Raw genomic sequence first — 16979 nt, 5'->3', positions numbered from 1 at the left:
TGGCGGAGCCAATCTCGGCGGATCGGATCTGCGGCTACATGCAGCGGTCGCTCGAGCAGCTGGCAGAGGCGCTGGAGCATGCCCCGGATACGCCGGTACGCGAGCTCGACATCTTGCCGGCTGAGGAGCGCACCTATCTGCTGGAGGATCTGAACCGGACGGAAGAGGCCTATCCAACAGAGCAGTGCGTCCATGAGCTGTTCGAGGCGCAGGTGCAAAAGGCGCCGGAGGCGGTGGCGCTGGTCTGCGAAAACGAGCGGCTGAGCTATGGCGAGCTCAACGCGCGGGCCAACCGGCTGGCGCATCTTCTGATCGAGCTTGGGGTCAAGCCGGACCAGCCGGTGGCAATCTGCCTCGAACGCAGCCTGATGATGATGGTTGGCATCTTGGCGATCCTGAAGGCGGGCGGTGCCTATCTGCCGCTGGACCCAGCCTATCCCAGCGAGCGGCTGCGTCAGGTTGTCAACGATGCCGCGCCGCGGCTGCTGCTATGCGACGTCGTCGGTCGCGCAGCACTCGGCCCCGAAGTGCTGACCGAGGTGACGGTCATTGATCTGGAGACGGCCACGCCCGCCTGGGCCGAACGGCCGGCTTCGAACCCAGACCGGCACACGCTTGGCCTCACATCCGGCCATCTCGCTTATGTGATCTACACCTCAGGCTCAACCGGAACCCCAAAGGGGGTCATGGTCCAGCATCGGGGGTTGGTCAATCTGCTGTCGGCTCAGGTCGGCCTCTTTGGCGCTTCTTCCAACAGCCGAGTCGTGCAGTTCGCCTCCATCGCTTTTGATGCAAGCGCTTGGGAGCTTCTTATGGCGTTTGGCTCCGGAGCGGCTTTGCACTTGCCTGCGGAAGAGATCCGTCAAGCGAGGAACAAGCTATCGGATTATCTCCGAAGCGAAGCCATCACCCACGCGACACTACCCCCAGCGTTGCTTCAGACGAGCAAGGATCCGGAACGTTTGGCTGCGCAAGTTCTCATTCTTGCCGGAGAGCTGCCTAAGCCTGAACTCATCCGAAGTCTGGCCCCAGCATCAATGGTCAATGCTTATGGCCCGACCGAGGCAACAGTCTGCGCGACGATCTGGACTTGCCCGGCTGATTTCAATGGGTCGGTGGTCCCGATCGGGCGCCCAATTGCCAACACGCGGGTGTACCTGCTGGATGGCCATGGCGCGCCCGTGCCGTTCGGTGCGGTGGGCGAGCTTTACATTGGCGGGGCGGGGGTGGCACGGGGCTACCTGAACCGCCCTGAGCTGACCGCCGAGCGGTTCATCGCCAGTCCCTTTGTCGAGGGCGATCGGCTGTACCGGACCGGCGACCTTGCCCGTTATCTGCCGGACGGCAATCTTGAGTTCCTGGGCCGCAACGACGATCAGGTGAAGATTCGCGGCTACCGCATCGAGCCGGGTGAGATCGTCGCGCGGCTTTGCGAGCACGCCTGGGTGCGCGAGGCGGTGGTGCTGGCGCGCCAGAACGGCGGCGGCCACAAGCATCTGATCGCCTATGTGGTCTGCGCGCCCGAGGCCGGCTCGGATGAGGGCGGTGGAGGCGCGCTTGCGGGCGCCTTGCGCGCGCACTTAAGTGCGCGACTGCCGGACTACATGGTGCCGAGTGCGTTCGTGCGGCTGGCCGCGCTTCCGCTGACGGTGAACGGCAAGCTCGATCGGAACGCACTGCCGGCGCCGTCCGATCAGGCCTATGCGCTGGCGGCCTACCAGTTACCGCAAGGTGAGGTCGAGACGGCGCTGGCGCAGATCTGGGCCGAGCTCCTTGGTGTGTCTACCTGGGGCTTCTTCGAACGCATCACTGAAGAATTTGGCGCGAGAGTTTGTTTTGGATCGTTGTGGAACCTTGCGCGATGAATATCGCGAGGTTTTAGAACGCGACACGGAACAATGTTCCATCTCTGAGTTGCTCGAAAAGGCGCAGCAAACAGGAGCGTTAGCTCCAGATCACGATCTTCACAGTGACGTCTCGATGTATCAAAGGGCCGCGGCATTTCAACGGGCGCTACAATCGTATCGCATTCCGTCGCTCCCAATTGAAATATACCAGTTTTATGCCAGTGAGCCTCTTAGTCGTTGGGTACCGCCTGACAAGCAATCTGGTCGCGATGCAAACCTGCCAAAGCTTGGCTGGGACCTGGTCGTCGATGCGGGGGCCATTCATGCGGTACCTGTTCCAGGCAACCACGCGACAATGGTGAGCAACCCAGAAAACCGCCAAGTTCTCGCTCATGCTATTTCAACGGCCCTAATCGGCACTCTTGAATAGGCTCAAAGAATTTCTCCGAAGGCTCAGGTTCGAAGTTTCGTTTCTAGACTAGCCCCAAATATCCATCCCACAAGACAGACCGGGAGTAGATGTTGCGGGTAATCGTACCCGACGATGTTCCATTCAGCGACGCTGACGACGACACGTGCCCGAATGTGTTGATAGTCCCGTTCGTGGTGGAGGGACCTGAATACGGGCCACTCAAGATCGGTCCAGCATACTGCTGCTGGACCGCAGTGTCACCGACGTTCAGGACTAGCACGCCATCAATGTTGTTGGTCGCAAGCCCCTGACGAATTTCTGCATGGTGTACGTCCGCATTGGTGGAAACAACACCAACCCATCTTCAGCAACGACGCCGGCTTTCTTCCTTCCTCTGAGATAGTCGCCTGAATGCTAGAAACTAGAGCGGGGGCCCGCGACGTAAGCGGCTATCCGATTGACCGGTTCGGAGGGAAGGTCCCGGCCTGCATACCTTTTGTATGGATGTTGTGATGCATCCTGCTAGTGTCGTCGCCGCAACGGCTAAGGCGAGGAGCGCAACCCCCCAGTGAAGAAATCGCTGAACTGAACCAGCCCCGCCCCACAACAACTATCGAGTTATCTTTTTTCGATACTCGTCTATCATTGCTGTCGTAACATCACCCAGGTAGCACAGCGGTGCCGCGCCGCCCGGCCGCGAATAGGCGCTTCTGCTGCCGCATGCCCGGCCATTGCGCATCGTGTCATCCGGGCAGGCGCAGGGTCTGCCGGTTGCGTGATATTGATCCCGGCTGGCCTTAATCAGGATCGCGGCGATGGCCGCGGCGGTCAGCGCAACTTCGATCTTGCGTTTTGTGTCGGTTTGCTGTGGGGCGGGATCTTGCTATAGCGCGACGATCTGGGTCGGAAGAGCGCGGCGATCAGGATGGCGAGTCAGTGTCGCGGCGCGATGATGATCGCCGCGATGATTGTCGCGCGCAAGAGTTTTGTTTGCTTTGATTGTCGCGGAGCGTCAATCAAGCGAGCGTTTTTTGTGTCGCGTGCTCCGGTGGCCGCCCTGGACCACGCTTTCGCTCGAGGGCAGTCCGCCTGCGATAGCTCTCGACGTTCATCTCGACGATGGTGGCGTGGTGAACAAGGCGATCGATCGCCGCGAGGGTCATAGCTGGGTCCGGAAAGACCTTGTTCCATTCTCCAAAGGGCTGATTGGCGGTGATCAGCAAAGAGCGTCGCTCGTAGCGTGCGCTGATGAGCTCGAACAGCACACTGGTCTCGGCCTGGTCCTTGGTGACATAGGCAAGATCGTCCAAGATGACGAGATCGAAGCGATCGAGGCGGTTGATGGCGCCCTCGAGGTTGAGCTCGCGGCGAGCCACCTGGAGCTTCTGCACGAGATCGGTGGTGCGGGTGAACAGGACGCGCCATCCGTTCTCGATGAGGGCCAAGCCGATTGCTGCCGCCAAGTGGCTCTTGCCTCCACCGGGCGGACCAAACAGCAGCAGATTGGCGCCCTTGCCGAGCCAGCCGTCGCCGGCGGCGAGTGCGGTCATTTGCGCCTTGGAGATCATCGGCACGGCCTCGAAGTCGAAGCTGTCAAAGGTCTTTCCGGTAGGCAGCCGCGCCTCGACGAGATGGCGCTCGATGCGGCGGCGGCCGCGCTCAGCGATCTCGTGCTCGGCAATGGTGGCGAGGAAGCGCGCCGCCGGCCAGCCTTCTTTATCGGATTGCTCGGCAAATTGCGGCCACAGCGCCTTGATGGCGGGCAGCCGCAGCTCGTTGAGCAACAGATTGAGGCGCGCGGTGTCGACTACGTTGGTTGTGCTCATGCGGCGCCTCCGATCTCGGCGGTACCGATGAGGCATTCATAGGTGGCGAGCGGTGCGAGGCGTACCACGACGTTCGGCACCTGGGCGGGATCCGGGGCGAAGTGAGTACGTAGCCGGTTGAGGTCGGGCAGCCGGCCGTCGTTCAGGTCAGCCGTGAGCTGATTGGCGAGTTCGGCCTCGCAACCGCGCTCATGGGCGAGTGCGAGGAGATCGACCATGATCCGGCAGGCCTTCTTGTCCGGTAAGCGTTTGCGCAAGACGTCGAAGGCTCGGCGGTAAGCTTCCCGGGGGAACAGCTGGTCGCGGTAGACCAGGTTGAGGAGCGCCATCGGCTTGCGCCGCAAGGAATGGATCACGTGCCGATAATCGACGACCTGATCGTGCTTGCCATTGGGATGCGGCCGCCCGCGCGGCAAGGTGAGGAGATGCGTGCCGCCGACAAACACGTCGAGGTGATCGTCATACAGGCGCACCCGCAGCCGATGGCCGATCAAGCGCGACGGCACCGTGTAGAACACCTTGCGCAAGGTGAAGCCGCCGGACGACGTCACGTGGACGATCACCTCTTCATAGTCCGACGTGCGGCGGTCCGGCAGATCCTGAAGTGCGCTACGTTCACTGTCGATCCGCTTGGCGTTGCGGGCATTGCGGCGGCTGGCGATCTCATCGATGAAGCCACGATAGGCAGCTAGATCGTCGAAGTCGGCGGTGCCACGCAGCAACAGCGCGTCGCCGATCGCTCGCTTGAGATGACCATGCGAACTCTCGATCGCCCCGTTCTCGTGGGCGATGCCACGATTGTTGCGGGAAGGCCGCATGCCGTAATGGGCACAGAGGTCTTCGTATCGCCGCGTCAGATCGTCTTTGGCGTCGCGGTCGAGATTGCAAAAGGCGGCCGACAGGCTGTCGGTGCGATGCTCCCGTGGCGCCCCACCGAGTGACCACAAGGCATTCTGCAGGCCTTCGGCCAGAGCGACGAAGCTCTCACCGCCGAGCACGACATGGGCGTGCTCAAACCCGGAATAGGCCAGCCGGAAGTGATAGAGACGATGGTCGAGCGGTACGCCCGCGATCGTGACACCCAATTCGCCCATGTCGGTGAAGTCGGACAGGCCGCGCTGACCGGGTTCGTGGGTCTGGCGGAAGATGACCTCCTGCTCCTCGCCGTGGATCGCCCGCCAGGCCCGGATCCGGCGCTCCAGCGTGCGACGGATGCCGGCGCCGAGCTCGGGATGGCGTCGGAGCAACTCCTCGAAGATCGTGACCGGCCGCACACCGGGGGCGGCCTTCAGCATCGGCGCGATATCTGTCTCAAATACGCGGGCCAAGGGATCTGGCCGGCGACGGCCGCGGGGAGCCTTCTTCTGCGACGGAAGGCGTCGATCCTTCTCGATCCGGTAAGCGGTCGAGGTGCTGAACGAAGCCTTGGCGGCGGCCACGGGTGGGCTATCGGTCTGACGGTACTTCATGTAGAGCCTCATTTGGTGATCGGTAATGTGTCGGCCTGGCACGCGAGTGATTCCTCTTGGCGGAAGAACCACTTGCATAACCAGCCGGCCGCGATCACCAGTCGGCGCGGTCCGCTGTGGATCGCGCCGACGCCGGGCTCGTAACTCCGGTCGGGCTACGCCCTCCCTGCGTCACGAGCCCGGCGTAGCCCTCTCATCATGGTCGACGCTCCACTTCCATCCTGTTCGCCGCGCGGCAATCTTGCGGTGTCTTGGGTATTGCGGTGGCGCCACGCGGGCCGGGCGGAGCAGTCTTGGAAGCTTGCGGCTGCGAAGGGCTGCCCGGCACCGCCGTTAGCGCGAGCGGACTTGCTGGGGGGCTGGTTAGCTGCGCTACCATTGCAGGCGCAGAAGTAGAGGGTCGCCCGTCCTGACGGCCGACGGAATAAGCTCCTATGGCTGTAAGGCCCAGAAGCACGATCACAGTCCAGCCCCGCATGAGGACATTCAAGCGAAGCCGGAGCGATCGGGCAAGTTGCAAATTGTAAATCGAAGGCAAGCCCCCGTATTTTCCCGGAAGTGGCCTTGATGGAGGATTAATTGGGCACGGCCCGTCCGGCCAAAAGCGCATGCTTAGACGTTCGTCGTGTTGTTTCGAATGAGCTTCGGACACGAAAACGTACCGGCGTTTATGCTGTACAAATGAACAGGCGTGCCGACCTTCTGGGTGATTTCGCCTTTGAGACGTTGCGGCGCGCGTGAAACCCGAATGCATTCCATTCGAGATCGAAACGGCGGTCGAGTCTATTGCAATGGTTTGCCGTCGTCACCGGCGTTGGCTCAAGGGCCTGTATGATCCGGCGGTGTTTACCGGCACCGCCCGAAGGTACATCGCAGCGTTCGGGAAATAGCACTCGATAGCTGATTGGTTGCGCCTCGGAGGTGAGATCAATTTTCCTGAAAGTGCGGTAGTTGCTGCGGGCGATCCTAACCGCGACCGAAGCTTTTCACGCCGTCCGCATGTTAGCTTTGCAGGTCAAGGCTCGCGAGCCGCTGCCGGTCCAGAATCACGATCTCGCGTTGGGTATTGCCGATGAAATCGAGGACACCATCAGTGTGCAATTGCGACACTGCACGCGAAACGGTTTCGACGGTCAAACCAAGGTAATCGGCGATGTCGCGCCGAGACATTGGGAGCGAGATCACGTCAGCAGCCGTGAGTCGTTCATCCATCTCGTGCAAGAACGCGGCAACGCGCTCCAGAGCAGTTTTACGTCCGAGCAGCAGCATATGGTCTTCGGCGTGTTGCAAGTTATTCGTCGTCAAGCTGAGCAAGGTGCGCCAGACAACCGCGTCATTCTCGGCGACCGTCTCAAGGTGTTGCCGCCTGATCAGGCGAACAGCGGTTTGGATGATCGCTTCCGCCCTAAATCGGTGGACTCCGCCGTTCTCGAGTCCAAAAATATCACCCGGCAAATGAAATGCGCCAATCTGGCGCCGCCCATCGGAGAGTAATTTGCAGGTCCGTACCGCGCCTTTCCTGACCTGGTAGACGTACTCGGCTGGCTCACTCTCGATGTAGATGGTTTTACCTTTCTTGTAAGTGAATTCACTCAAGCTGACGATCGGATTCGAGCCGCTCGATATGCCGAGCTCACTGAGCGAATTGATTAGGGATCTATGGTCTGTGGTGATGCTCACGAACATGGTCCGACACTCCTGAACCAGAATATACGAAGGGGAGCCTCGCGAATTGATCCGGCGCAATCTATGGATGTCATTGTAACAAGCGGCCATGAAGAGGAGAAGTCGTGTCATTGTGACGCAGTGCGCGCGCAGCAGTTGAGGTGACGCAATGTGTTGTCATCCGGTCGAGGGGGGCCCCGCAACGCGCGTCGGAGCGAACGAAGCGATCATGGATTGAGTGCCATACGAGTGTTCTGCTGCGCGAAGGCGACAAGTCGCGCTTAAAAGATGCGTTTCACTGCGGAGTATCTTTGAAAGGCGGCTTCGGATCGCGAGCGAGTGTGTCCAAGACCAAGGACGGGTGCGGATAATCGGCTCCGGCCCTCTTAAGCCCACCCTGATATCCAACGTCTGCTCAAGAGCCCCCGTCGAGGCTCTGCCACGGGTGATTGTCTCGCTGACGATGGTCCAACTGGACCCGACACCGGCAATTGACTAAGATCAAACCTCTAATACGGATGCTCTATCCTTCAGCGAATTAAGGAGGCAAGAGATCTCATGCCTTACCTTCTCGCTACCGGAATCCTAGCACTTCCTATCCTCGTCAGCTTTGGATCAGATTTGACCGCTGCTTCACGGGTTCATTCGTACACCCCACCGGCTCGCCAAGACGTTTATTGCCTGCAGGGCCGAGCCTGGGGATATCCGGGCAACTGCCAGTTCTCGACCTACAGTCAGTGCATGGCTACCGCATCCGGCACCTACGCTTATTGCGGTATCAATCCGATGTACGCCTTCGAGCGACAGGGAAGGCAATTGCGCTGAGGCGAACGTCGTCAGGTCAGCCAAGCAGCGTTGGATGACGGACGGACCGTTCAGACTCGTGTCGCGGTTCGCTCGACCCCAGCCGCTGAATCGGCTGATTGGTCCGTTCGTTCGACTGCGCCCGGTGCCATCCTTGCATCTGGACGGCGATATCCGCTCCTGGGGCGGGGCGACACTATTCGAAACGGATCTTCTGGCTCAGATCTCTCGGAAGATAGCAGAAGGCCCGCGCTCTTCCCAGTACTGTCTCAATCTGTCTCAGAGTTCAGCGCGGCGTGCAGCCGAGCCTTCTCCAACCGAGACCTGAGTCCATTCAAACAGGCGGCCAGTTTGGCGAACTCCTGAATGCTGACATAATCAAAGACGAACTGCTCAACCTCTTTCTGCTGCTCGTAAGGATCTTGCGAGCGATGCCCGTGAGCGACAAAAGGACGTACCTGGCATCATTCATGTCGGATTTCCGGCGCACGAACTGCTTACCTCAAGCTCCCTCGATTGCTTGGTGATGAAACCCGACTCGACTCTCATCAGCTTCGCGACAGCATTGACGGGAACACCATCTTCTTCCAGCTCCGTCAGAGCCATCAAGATCATCATTTGCGGACCAGTAATGCCAAGCGCATTCGCGTGGTAGGACCGAAGATCGCAAGACATACGTCGATTGATCTGATCTACCATGTAAAGCGCCTGAGTAGATCCTGACTGACGCGCGGCGCCTTCCGGGAGCGTGTTGCCAATGCAGGCAGCTTGGGTGGCATCTGATCTCAGGAGCTCCAGCCTCAAAATATTGCTTGCTGGCTGGCTGGCTTCAGCAAAGAGGACCGGTCCTCGCTGATCACTTTGACGCGCCCAAAGCGCCCCGATCAATCAGTCGCCACAGCTAGACCATTCGTTCCGGTTCGATTTATGAGGATATTGCCCCCTCCCCAGTGGCGATCACCATAGCTTCAACCCAAGATCGAGGCCATCAAAAGTACGCCTAGCGACGTTGATGGACAGGATCGGAGAGGTCGTCGACGGGCAGTGGCGGAAATTCGCCATTTATAGGCCCGTCAGGAAACCCTTGCAAAATTATAGCAGTAGTGCTATAAGAGAAGGGCGAATGACCACACAGAAGCCCGTAGTTTGGATCGGATCGTCAAAGGACGATCTACGAGCTTTCCCGGACGAGGTTCGCCGCGTCATGGGGTTTGCGATCAATGATGCACAAAACGGCGACGAGCATCCTCGTGCCAAGGCCTTAAAGGGCTTTGGTGGCCGGAGTGTACTGGAGGTCATCGACGATGAAGATGGCGATACGTTCCGTGCCGTCTACACCGTACGCTTCGCTGGCGTTATCTATGTCCTTCATGCCTTCCAAAAGAAGTCGAAGAAGGGGATTGAGACTCCGGAGCACGACATCTTGGTAATTCAGGCCCGGTTGAAGGCAGCCGAGGCTCATTACCAAGAGAACTACGGAAAAGGAGGCAAGAAATGAGTAAGGCAATTAAAGCAACCGCAGGCAGCGATAATATTTTCGCTGACCTTGGCTTTGCCAATCCTGAGGAAGAACTCCTCAAAGCCAAACTTATTCGTGAGCTTCGTGCGATCATCAAACGTCGCAAGTTGACTCAGACAAAGGCTGCCGAACTGCTAGGCCTTAAACAGCCTGATGTATCTGCCCTAGTGACCGGCCGCGTAGGGAAGTTCTCGATCGACAGGATTGTTCGATGCCTAGATCGGCTTAATTATCGTGTGGACGTCGTTATCCGTCATAAGCCCGTTCGTCGCGCATCCTCGCGAGCTGCGGCCTAAGAGTGGGAATGGATGGATATTGACGAACTTCGGGATGCTGAAATCCAGCTACATGGTTTGACCAAGGCCGACGGCGTCTATACGTTTTATCACGATGAGACCAACAATATCCGCAAGTTGTATATTGACGATGGACGTTTGAACGTTGCTGAGCTGAAGGTATTCGTCCTCGGCGGCATTGTGCATGAAGGAGCACCGCGACCGATTGAGATTCAATCGCTTCGAGAAGCGATGCGTATCCAGAAGACGGCTCCGGAAATCAAACTGGAGCATGTCGCCAAGGGTAACTTTCTTGACGTTCTTCGCTCCCGAAAGCTGACCACGTTCCTTCGATGGCTTATCGATAACGGGTTGATGATCCACTATCACGAGCTGGATCCATTCTACTGGTCAGTTGCAGATATCATCGATTCGATCGTGCCTGAACTTGGCAATCCGATGCTCTTGCAATACCACGTCTTGCTGAAAAGCGACCTCGTCGCAGTGCTGCGCTGCGAACTGGCCGCAACCATCCAGCTATTTCACGATTTCGGCTATCCGGGGTTATCACCCGAGGGGCGGAGACCCTTCCTCGACAGGCTCATTGAGATTCTCGAACGTAACAGTGATGTCCTCCGGCATTTCAATGCAATGATGTTGAAAGGTGTACTGCAGGCCGGACGGGCGCTGGAGAGTCTGGAGTTCATTGAAGGTTATTACCCGAACCTGCTCATCGATGAGTTCAGTACCTTTTACCAGGGACGTATCGCGATCTTCAAGAATTCGACCCACATCTTCGACATGGAGAAGGTCATCCACGACCGCCTGCTGGAAACACCTCTGACCAGCCAGGGGAAACCGGTTGCGAACTTCCGATTTGCGGATTCCAAAGCCGAGCTAGGGCTTCAGATCTCAGACGTTATTGTGGGCGTCTTAGGAAAGATGCACACCTACTTTACGAACACGGGTCATGAGGACGTCGCTGCGGATCGAGAGGCTCTGGCCGGGACGAGCCTGGAGAACGCAAAACTCTTGTCGGACCTCATCTCAGCTTCGCATGCAGCCAATGTCACGTTCCTTCATCATGTCGTCAGTGTGCACGACATAGATAAGCTTGATCTGTTTCTTCGCTTTCCAGATGGGGCTCACGTTGCATGAACGAGGCGATCAATAATCGGCATTCTCGAGGGTGGGATACTTCGAACTTCTCAGCTGAACGTCGGGAGTATTTAGATGGTGATCTTGCCTTTGAAGCAATTGCAAGATCTATAGCGTCAGAGCTGGCCCCGGTTGTTTGGACAGCGCCCCGCTGGATTTAAGTGGATTCCTGCCGGGTTATGCTGAACGCGGGGCTTTACGATTTTGTCGTTGCGTCGGGAGGGCGTAGCCCGACCAGAGCGACGACAAAATCGTCGGCGACGGTCATGCGGCCATCACCATAGCTTGCGTGCCGAAGTAAGCCTCGTCGGGCGTGCGCCCGTCAAGGCTCGAGTGAGGGCGTCCCTGATTGTAGAAGGCCAGATACTTGGCAATTGACGCTCGCGCCTCGGACACGCTGTCGTAGACGCGGAGATAAACTTCTTCGTATTTGACCGTGCGCCAGAGCCGCTCGACAAACACGTTGTCGCGCCAGGCGCCCTTGCCGTCCATGCTGATGGCGATCTTCGCGTCCAGCAGCACATCGGTGAACTCGAGGCTGGTGAACTGGCTGCCCTGATCGGTGTTGAAAATCTCGGGCCTGCCGTGCTTCGCCAACGCCTCCTGGACCGCTTGGACGCAGAAGGCCGCCTCCATTGTGATCGAGACGCGATGGGCCAGGACCCGTCGGCTGAACACATCGACGACCGCCGCGAGATAGACGAAGCCACGCCGCATCGGAATGTAGGTGATGTCCATTGCCCACGCATGGTCGGGCCGCTCGATCTTCAATCCGCGCAACAGGTACGGGTAGATCTTGTGACCCGGAGCCGGCTTGCTCGTGTTCGGGCGACGATAGACCGCCTCGATCCCCATGCGCTTCATCAGCGTCGCGATGTGGCGGCGACCGGCGTATACCCCCTCCCGCCGCAGCAACGATCGCAGCATACGCGCTCCCGCGAAGGGATAATCGAGATGCAGCTCATCGAGCCGACGCATCAAGGCAAGGTCCTCGGCCGAAACTGGCCGAGGTTCATAGTAGACCGTGCTGCGAGCCAGCTTCAGGACCTTCGCCTGGCGCACGATAGAAAGATCATGACCGCGGTCGATCATCGCTTTGCGCTCAGCAGGCCCGCCTTGGTGAGCGCGCCGGACAAAAAATCGTTTTCCAACGCCAGCTCGCCGATCTTGGCATGTAACGCCTTCAAATCGACCGGCGTCTCGGCCGATGTCTTGTCATGCCCAAACACGCCGGCGGCGCCTTCCAGGAGCTGGTTTTTCCAGATCGTGATCTGGTTCGGATGAACATCAAACAGTTGCGCCAGCTCCGCCAGTGTCTTGTCTCCTTTGACCGCAGCCAAAGCAACCTTCGCCTTGAATGCCGGAGAATGCGTCCGGCGGCTCTTCTTCGTCATCTTCGCTCCTGATTCGCAGCAAGAATCCTCGCCGCTGTCAGGCAGAAAATCCACTCAAGCTACTGTCCGAATTTGCGGGGCCAGCTCTATATCGCGAGTAAGCTAGGTCACATTGTCCGCGTACGGAAAGAACACTACCGATCCGGCGACACTCTGTGAGTTGGGTCTTCATCGATATTTCTGCTCGGTCTCTCTTGGATAGCGCCGGATAACATTTTGGCGTTCCTGACTACGTCCGCGAAAACTCTTCGTAGATATCGAGTTCTTCATTGATTTTGCCCCGAGCTTGCGGCCGGCCTCGTCGAGGTAGAGCTGATTGATCAGGCCGCCGTTGTGGATCAGAAAATCACGCGAAGCCTTCATTTCAACGTCGGTCGCGACAAGATCGGGCTTGAGCTGGATCGAAAGCACTTCCGCCGTCTTCGCCAGATACTCGGATGGATTACCGAACATCAGATCCTGGCACCGCAGGGCGATATAGGCTTCTTCTCCAAATAGCGGTACAGCGCCAAGGCGTCTTCTTCGACGACGCCAATGTGGCCGCGGAGAAGCACTTGCTCGAAAACCATTTCCACAACCAGCTCAGGGCCAGGCTACTTGGCTGCGAGGCGATCACCCAGCTCGTGCGCAGACCGCCATTGCCCCGCGCGAATACCTCAACAGCAAGGGCGAGCTTTCCCGCAAGATGCAGGATGACGCACCGTCGCGTGGAATCTCACGACTGGTGTCTATTACAAAGCGGGCGAGAAGCCGTGGTCTCTTGCCGACATCCGGGATGGCGTCTGCTACACAGTCCTCGTCTTCAAGCGTACAAACAACCCGGTCGAAGCGAAGGAGGCGTGCTGTGGCGCGCAGATGTTCCCTCATACCGGCGAAGGCATCGAACGCCGCGGCTGCGAAGACCGCCCCCGTCAATGGCCCGAACCTCGGCCGGCGTTCTCCGGACGCTGCCGTTCTATCGACGTTTTGCGGCGAGGAACGGGCAGCTCTTAGGGGACCTCTTATCGCTTCGGTGTCAGTGACCGTGCATTCGAACAGATTCCTATTCATCGGGCAGCGGACGCAAGAGCAAACGCTCAGCGAAATACAACGCTTTCGCCGCGGTCAACTACCACTGCTAGCAATTGATCGAACTAGGGATTTGTTCAATATTCGATGAAGCGGATGCTGCGGTAACCTTTTCGAAGTCGCGTGAGTTCAAACGGGAGCCACTCGCTACCCATAGATGATGACGGATCCAGCTAGCGGTCGCCGCTCGCGCTGGTCTGCCTGGTCGAGCGGATAGTGTGGCCTAGGGGCTACGCAAGATGGGACCATGACTGCAATGATCTTGTCGGACAATGTCATTCCTCGCGCCGATGTCATTAAACGCGCAGTGCGCATCGGCGCAGAAATCCGAAATGTCAAACTGTCAGGCGATTTACCGGAGCAGACGATTGCCTCGATCAATGGGCTGCTTTTGGAGCACAAGGTCATCTTCTTTCGCGGCCAGCTCCACCTCGATGATGCGGAGCAGGAGAGCTTTGCCATTCGTTTCGGAGAGTTGACACCTCATCCAACGCTCGGTGCGATCAAGGGAACAGCGTCGATCATCGAGCTTGATTCCACCCGTGCAGGTAGCCGGGCGGATCTCTGGCACACTGATGGAACCTTCGTCGATGCCTACCCTAAGATCGCCGTGCTACGAGGCATTGTGATGCCACCTTTCGGTGGCGATACGGTCTGGTCAAACACCGCCTCGGCCTACCTCGACCTAGCGCCGCCGCTCCAAGGGCTTGCAGACAGGCTATGGGCCGTTCACAGTAATGCCTTTGACTACGCAATACTTGCCCGCGTCAGCGAGCTCGACAAGAAGCACTTGGACGAAGTCTTCACTAAAACAATCTATCGGACTGAGCATCCCGTTGTGCGCGTGCACCCGGAGACTGGCGAACGCACGCTCGTGCTCGGCGCTCTGGTGCAAAACTTCGTTGGCCTGCCGAAATACGATGGCCAGAAGCTGTTCGATTTGTTTCAGTCTCATATCACTGCGCTCGAAAACACTGTGCGTTGGAGTTGGAGGGATGGTGATGTAGCGATCTGGGACAATCGCGCTACACAACATTATGCAGTGAATGACTACGGCGACCAACATCGCCTCGTTCATCGCGCAACCGTCGCCGGTGAGGTGCCAGTCAGCATCGATGGTCGGAGTAGCGTAACGCGCATAACGGGCGACCACCAAGCTGTCTAGATAAGCGACAACATTGGCTACGACACGCACAATGGAAACTCTGCGGTTGTGCGCTCAATCGCTCTCTGCAATATTCGGCAGCTAGGTTCCCGTCGCAGTCAAAATATGAACCCGATGCGGCGCCTCTCAACTTGAAAAGCAACAACTGTTCTTCACAGGCCGCAAGAGGTTCAGCAGCTGCTCGTAGCGGTACAATAATCATTAGAGCGGCCGGGGAGTGTTCTCGTCGGCAGATGCTGAGTCTCGATCGGCCACATGGCCGGGGGCCTTTCCAGGAATGCTCCGCTCGTACGTTTTTGAGCAATCCCATACGATCTGTCCTTTCTTGGGGTAATGGCCGCGACATTATAGCTGGTTAGCACCGCGCTTTATCGTGCCTTACAACGCTAAGGAAGTTGGGATGCAATATGGATCTGCCTGCACCAGCATGCGTGAGGGATCTACCGTCTCGCCATCCGCAACAGTTTACTCTTACACCGATCGGTTCCTCCTCATGAACGCGGCTGGCGCACTTTCCCGCGCATCCTCAAAGCCGCAGCCCAAGGTCTCAGCGCCCAGTGACCACCCATCGTCTCGGAAGAGTTCTGGCGCAGACGCGCCTGCTTCCCTCGGCTCGGTCGGAGGAACGTCTAGCTGGTTATTGCCCGTTACGACCGTATCTGAGAGAGGCGGCTCAATTTATCGAAGATGAGGTCATCCACCTCTACAAGCACCACAGTGGCCGCCTCGCGTCTTATGGCGGTCCGCAAATGGCGTGCAGTGTTAAGCGTGAATTGCGGTTCCTCGATCAATAAGACTGACTTGTTGACCACAACGTCGGACCCGGTAGTGCTCTTGTCGGGAGGTGCCTCCTCGCTCGCCTCGCCGGCGGTGGGCCGCCACGTCCGATAACCATGATAGCGCCGAAAATCATGGTAATAGCCGGGGTCGTAGCGATAGCCATATCCCCTGAACGCGCTCACATGTTTCTGTGGTGCTTTGTGGATATGCGGCTTCGCCGGCTGCGAAGCAGGACCCTGGTGGGCGCAACCGGCCGCAAGCGCGCAGAAGAGGACAACGAGTATCGCCTGAACCTGCCGGAAAGCGGGGCCGAGCCGATGCAGCCCGTTGGAAGCGCAGGCCGGTAAGGAAAGCATGACCATCGATCGGCACCTGCGTCGCAAGGATCTGGGAAACGTTGACAGTGGCGCCGAGCCATCCGCGGTATCTGTCGACGGCAGGTCCGCTCGTGAGCTTGTAGGTGAAGCGAGCCTGCGCGCCGGTATCGTTGACCGCACAAGCGATATTGCTGGCGCCGTTTCCGGTCTCGACGTGCCACGTGCACCCTGCAATGCGATAGCCGGGCTCTGCAGGGAACGTCTCGGCATAGTCTGCAGTATGCTCTGCAAAGACGACGGGGTGGTCGTCCTTGGTTTTATCCACCGTATAGGAGCGCTCGATCTGCTTCGGTTCGTCAAGCTGTGATACCGGCACGTTCACGATAAGGCGGCGGTCTTCGGGCAGTATCGTGTGGATCGCTCCGGCAAGAATTTCGGGGATCTTCACCCCAGCGTTGGCTTGGGTCTGCACATGCGTGGAGTTCAGCTTGCTCCAGTTCTCAAAGAAGATCGTCGTGTCAACCCATTTCGTCCAGCAGACAGAGGGTTGTGGTAGGGCTGCGATCATGCTGTAGAGCGGGCTTGCGGTGATCACGGTCGCTGGAATGATGAAGTTGACACCGGAAACCTGCGCCTCGTTCCACTTGACGATGCCGCCACGCCGAACTCGTTGAATGCAGGTCCGCCGCTGTTGCCGACATTCATGATTGTGTCGGTCTGCCGTCGGCCGTTCGGGCTCGTCTGGCTGCTGATCAGACCGCTCGAAATGCTCAGATCCAGATCGAGAGGATAACCTAGCAAATAGATCGGGGCCTGCTGGTTGTCGTTGATCACAGGCATCGGGCAACGAGAGGCGCCACGGCTATTGCCGGCGGACTGCGACAGCTCCAGAAGAGCCAGGTCCCTGGCATCGTCGCGATGAACCGCAGTGACCTTGATGGGATTCGCATTGCGCGACCCGAGGCGGGCATTGACGTCGAAGCTCTTGTAGTTCTCCTCGCGTCCGATCACATGGCTGTTGGTCAGCACGAGGCTGTCGCCGATGAGCAGCCCGGAGCCGCCGCCGACTTCCTGCTTGTCGTTGTACATCACGCCAACGTACTGGACGTGAACCGTCCTGACATTGTAGCGCGCAGCAATCTGCACCGCCGCGCGATCGGCCAGCGCGGGCGCGCCCATGGATAGTAAGAGACCGAGTGTCGGGAGGGATAGAATTTCCTGACGGCGGCGATATCGAGTGGGCTGAGTTGTCCTTTCCGTTCCATGCTGGATTACAATAG

General features: G+C 58.5%; 15 protein-coding genes. 7 read left to right on the top strand and 8 right to left on the bottom strand.

Annotated features, from left to right (window positions below; translation table 11 throughout):
* The first annotated feature begins 38 nt into the window (after positions 1-38).
* Positions 39-1865: a non-ribosomal peptide synthetase gene (locus CIT37_RS32865; RefSeq protein WP_244611307.1), complete on the top strand. Its 1827-nt coding sequence runs from the start codon at positions 39-41 to the stop codon at positions 1863-1865.
* Positions 1855-2277: a hypothetical protein gene (locus CIT37_RS32860; RefSeq protein ID WP_157789304.1), complete on the top strand. Its 423-nt coding sequence runs from the start codon at positions 1855-1857 to the stop codon at positions 2275-2277. The genes CIT37_RS32865 and CIT37_RS32860 overlap by 11 nt, the downstream gene beginning before the upstream one ends.
* Positions 2278-3275: 998 nt before the next feature.
* Here CIT37_RS32860 and istB read toward each other — a convergent pair.
* The 3 genes from istB to CIT37_RS32845 form a co-directional block, all read right to left on the bottom strand.
* Entirely contained in the window at positions 3276-4085 is an 810-nt protein-coding gene (gene istB, locus CIT37_RS32855; RefSeq protein WP_018270204.1) for an IS21-like element ISBj11 family helper ATPase IstB, read from the bottom strand.
* Positions 4082-5596 carry an IS21-like element ISBj11 family transposase gene (gene istA, locus CIT37_RS32850; RefSeq protein WP_039228609.1) on the bottom strand — a complete coding sequence of 505 codons (1515 nt, stop codon included), beginning with the start codon at positions 5594-5596 and terminating at the stop codon, positions 4082-4084. The genes istB and istA overlap by 4 nt, the downstream gene beginning before the upstream one ends.
* A gap of 960 nt (positions 5597-6556) precedes the next feature.
* On the bottom strand, positions 6557-7240 hold the full coding sequence (locus CIT37_RS32845) for a helix-turn-helix domain-containing protein (RefSeq protein ID WP_026312933.1): 684 nt from the start codon (positions 7238-7240) through the stop codon (positions 6557-6559).
* 537 nt (positions 7241-7777) lie between these two features.
* Here CIT37_RS32845 and CIT37_RS32840 point away from each other — a divergent pair.
* Positions 7778-8044 (top strand): DUF3551 domain-containing protein, encoded by a 267-nt coding sequence (locus tag CIT37_RS32840; RefSeq protein ID WP_018648598.1) that lies wholly within the window; start codon positions 7778-7780, stop codon positions 8042-8044.
* Positions 8045-8491: 447 nt separating this feature from the next.
* Here the strand turns inward: CIT37_RS32840 and CIT37_RS32835 are convergent, their stop codons facing one another.
* Positions 8492-8911 (bottom strand): winged helix DNA-binding protein, encoded by a 420-nt coding sequence (locus CIT37_RS32835; RefSeq protein WP_223153697.1) that lies wholly within the window; start codon positions 8909-8911, stop codon positions 8492-8494.
* A gap of 235 nt (positions 8912-9146) precedes the next feature.
* On the opposite strand from CIT37_RS32835, the gene CIT37_RS32830 reads away from it, so the two are divergent.
* Genes CIT37_RS32830 through CIT37_RS32820 form a run of 3 tightly spaced genes read left to right on the top strand, consistent with a single transcriptional unit; the run spans position 9147 to position 10975 of the window.
* The gene (locus CIT37_RS32830; RefSeq protein WP_035668596.1) at positions 9147-9521 is read left to right on the top strand and encodes a type II toxin-antitoxin system RelE/ParE family toxin; all 375 of its coding nucleotides are present in this window, start codon (positions 9147-9149) and stop codon (positions 9519-9521) included.
* Entirely contained in the window at positions 9518-9838 is a 321-nt protein-coding gene (locus CIT37_RS32825; RefSeq protein ID WP_011084909.1) for a helix-turn-helix domain-containing protein, read from the top strand. The genes CIT37_RS32830 and CIT37_RS32825 overlap by 4 nt, the downstream gene beginning before the upstream one ends.
* A 12-nt stretch (positions 9839-9850) precedes the next feature.
* The gene (locus CIT37_RS32820) at positions 9851-10975 is read left to right on the top strand and encodes a DUF3800 domain-containing protein (RefSeq protein ID WP_095424067.1); all 1125 of its coding nucleotides are present in this window, start codon (positions 9851-9853) and stop codon (positions 10973-10975) included.
* 264 nt (positions 10976-11239) lie between these two features.
* Here the strand turns inward: CIT37_RS32820 and CIT37_RS32815 are convergent.
* Together CIT37_RS32815 and CIT37_RS32810 are read right to left on the bottom strand one after the other, a co-directional pair.
* Positions 11240-12369 (bottom strand): IS3-like element ISRj2 family transposase gene (locus CIT37_RS32815; RefSeq protein ID WP_109866546.1). Its coding sequence is split into 2 segments (ribosomal slippage): positions 11240-12117 and positions 12117-12369, totalling 1131 coding nucleotides; the frame shifts between segments, so codons are not numbered across the junction.
* A gap of 168 nt (positions 12370-12537) precedes the next feature.
* Positions 12538-12822, bottom strand: coding sequence for a hypothetical protein (locus CIT37_RS32810; RefSeq protein ID WP_038945511.1), 285 nt, complete (start codon positions 12820-12822; stop codon positions 12538-12540).
* A gap of 862 nt (positions 12823-13684) precedes the next feature.
* Between CIT37_RS32810 and CIT37_RS32805 the strand changes: the two genes are divergently transcribed.
* Positions 13685-14602 carry a TauD/TfdA dioxygenase family protein gene (locus tag CIT37_RS32805; protein ID WP_011084919.1) on the top strand — a complete coding sequence of 306 codons (918 nt, stop codon included), beginning with the start codon at positions 13685-13687 and terminating at the stop codon, positions 14600-14602.
* Between the two features lie 909 nt (positions 14603-15511).
* Here the strand turns inward: CIT37_RS32805 and CIT37_RS32800 are convergent.
* Entirely contained in the window at positions 15512-16294 is a 783-nt protein-coding gene (locus tag CIT37_RS32800) for a hypothetical protein (RefSeq protein ID WP_011084918.1), read from the bottom strand.
* A complete protein-coding gene (locus CIT37_RS32795; RefSeq protein WP_011084917.1) occupies positions 16291-16878 on the bottom strand; it encodes a S1 family peptidase in 588 nt (195 codons plus the stop codon). The genes CIT37_RS32800 and CIT37_RS32795 overlap by 4 nt, the downstream gene beginning before the upstream one ends.
* Positions 16879-16979 lie beyond the last annotated feature (101 nt).

Origin of the sequence: Bradyrhizobium ottawaense, assembly GCF_002278135.3 — a bacterium.
In the GTDB taxonomy this organism is placed as follows: domain Bacteria; phylum Pseudomonadota; class Alphaproteobacteria; order Rhizobiales; family Xanthobacteraceae; genus Bradyrhizobium; species Bradyrhizobium ottawaense.
This window is presented reverse-complemented; position numbering and strand designations above follow the sequence as displayed.

Coding starts and splice junctions, on each gene's coding strand:
- CIT37_RS32865 (WP_244611307.1), top strand. CDS start 39: ATGCAGCGGTCGCTCGAGCAGCTGGCAGAGGCGCTGGAGCATGCCCCG.
- istB (WP_018270204.1), bottom strand. CDS start 4,085: ATGAGCACAACCAACGTAGTCGACACCGCGCGCCTCAATCTGTTGCTC.
- CIT37_RS32845 (WP_026312933.1), bottom strand. CDS start 7,240: ATGTTCGTGAGCATCACCACAGACCATAGATCCCTAATCAATTCGCTC.
- CIT37_RS32840 (WP_018648598.1), top strand. CDS start 7,778: ATGCCTTACCTTCTCGCTACCGGAATCCTAGCACTTCCTATCCTCGTC.
- CIT37_RS32830 (WP_035668596.1), top strand. CDS start 9,147: ATGACCACACAGAAGCCCGTAGTTTGGATCGGATCGTCAAAGGACGAT.
- CIT37_RS32825 (WP_011084909.1), top strand. CDS start 9,518: ATGAGTAAGGCAATTAAAGCAACCGCAGGCAGCGATAATATTTTCGCT.
- CIT37_RS32820 (WP_095424067.1), top strand. CDS start 9,851: ATGGATATTGACGAACTTCGGGATGCTGAAATCCAGCTACATGGTTTG.
- CIT37_RS32810 (WP_038945511.1), bottom strand. CDS start 12,822: ATGTTCGGTAATCCATCCGAGTATCTGGCGAAGACGGCGGAAGTGCTT.
- CIT37_RS32805 (WP_011084919.1), top strand. CDS start 13,685: ATGACTGCAATGATCTTGTCGGACAATGTCATTCCTCGCGCCGATGTC.
- CIT37_RS32795 (WP_011084917.1), bottom strand. CDS start 16,878: ATGGGCGCGCCCGCGCTGGCCGATCGCGCGGCGGTGCAGATTGCTGCG.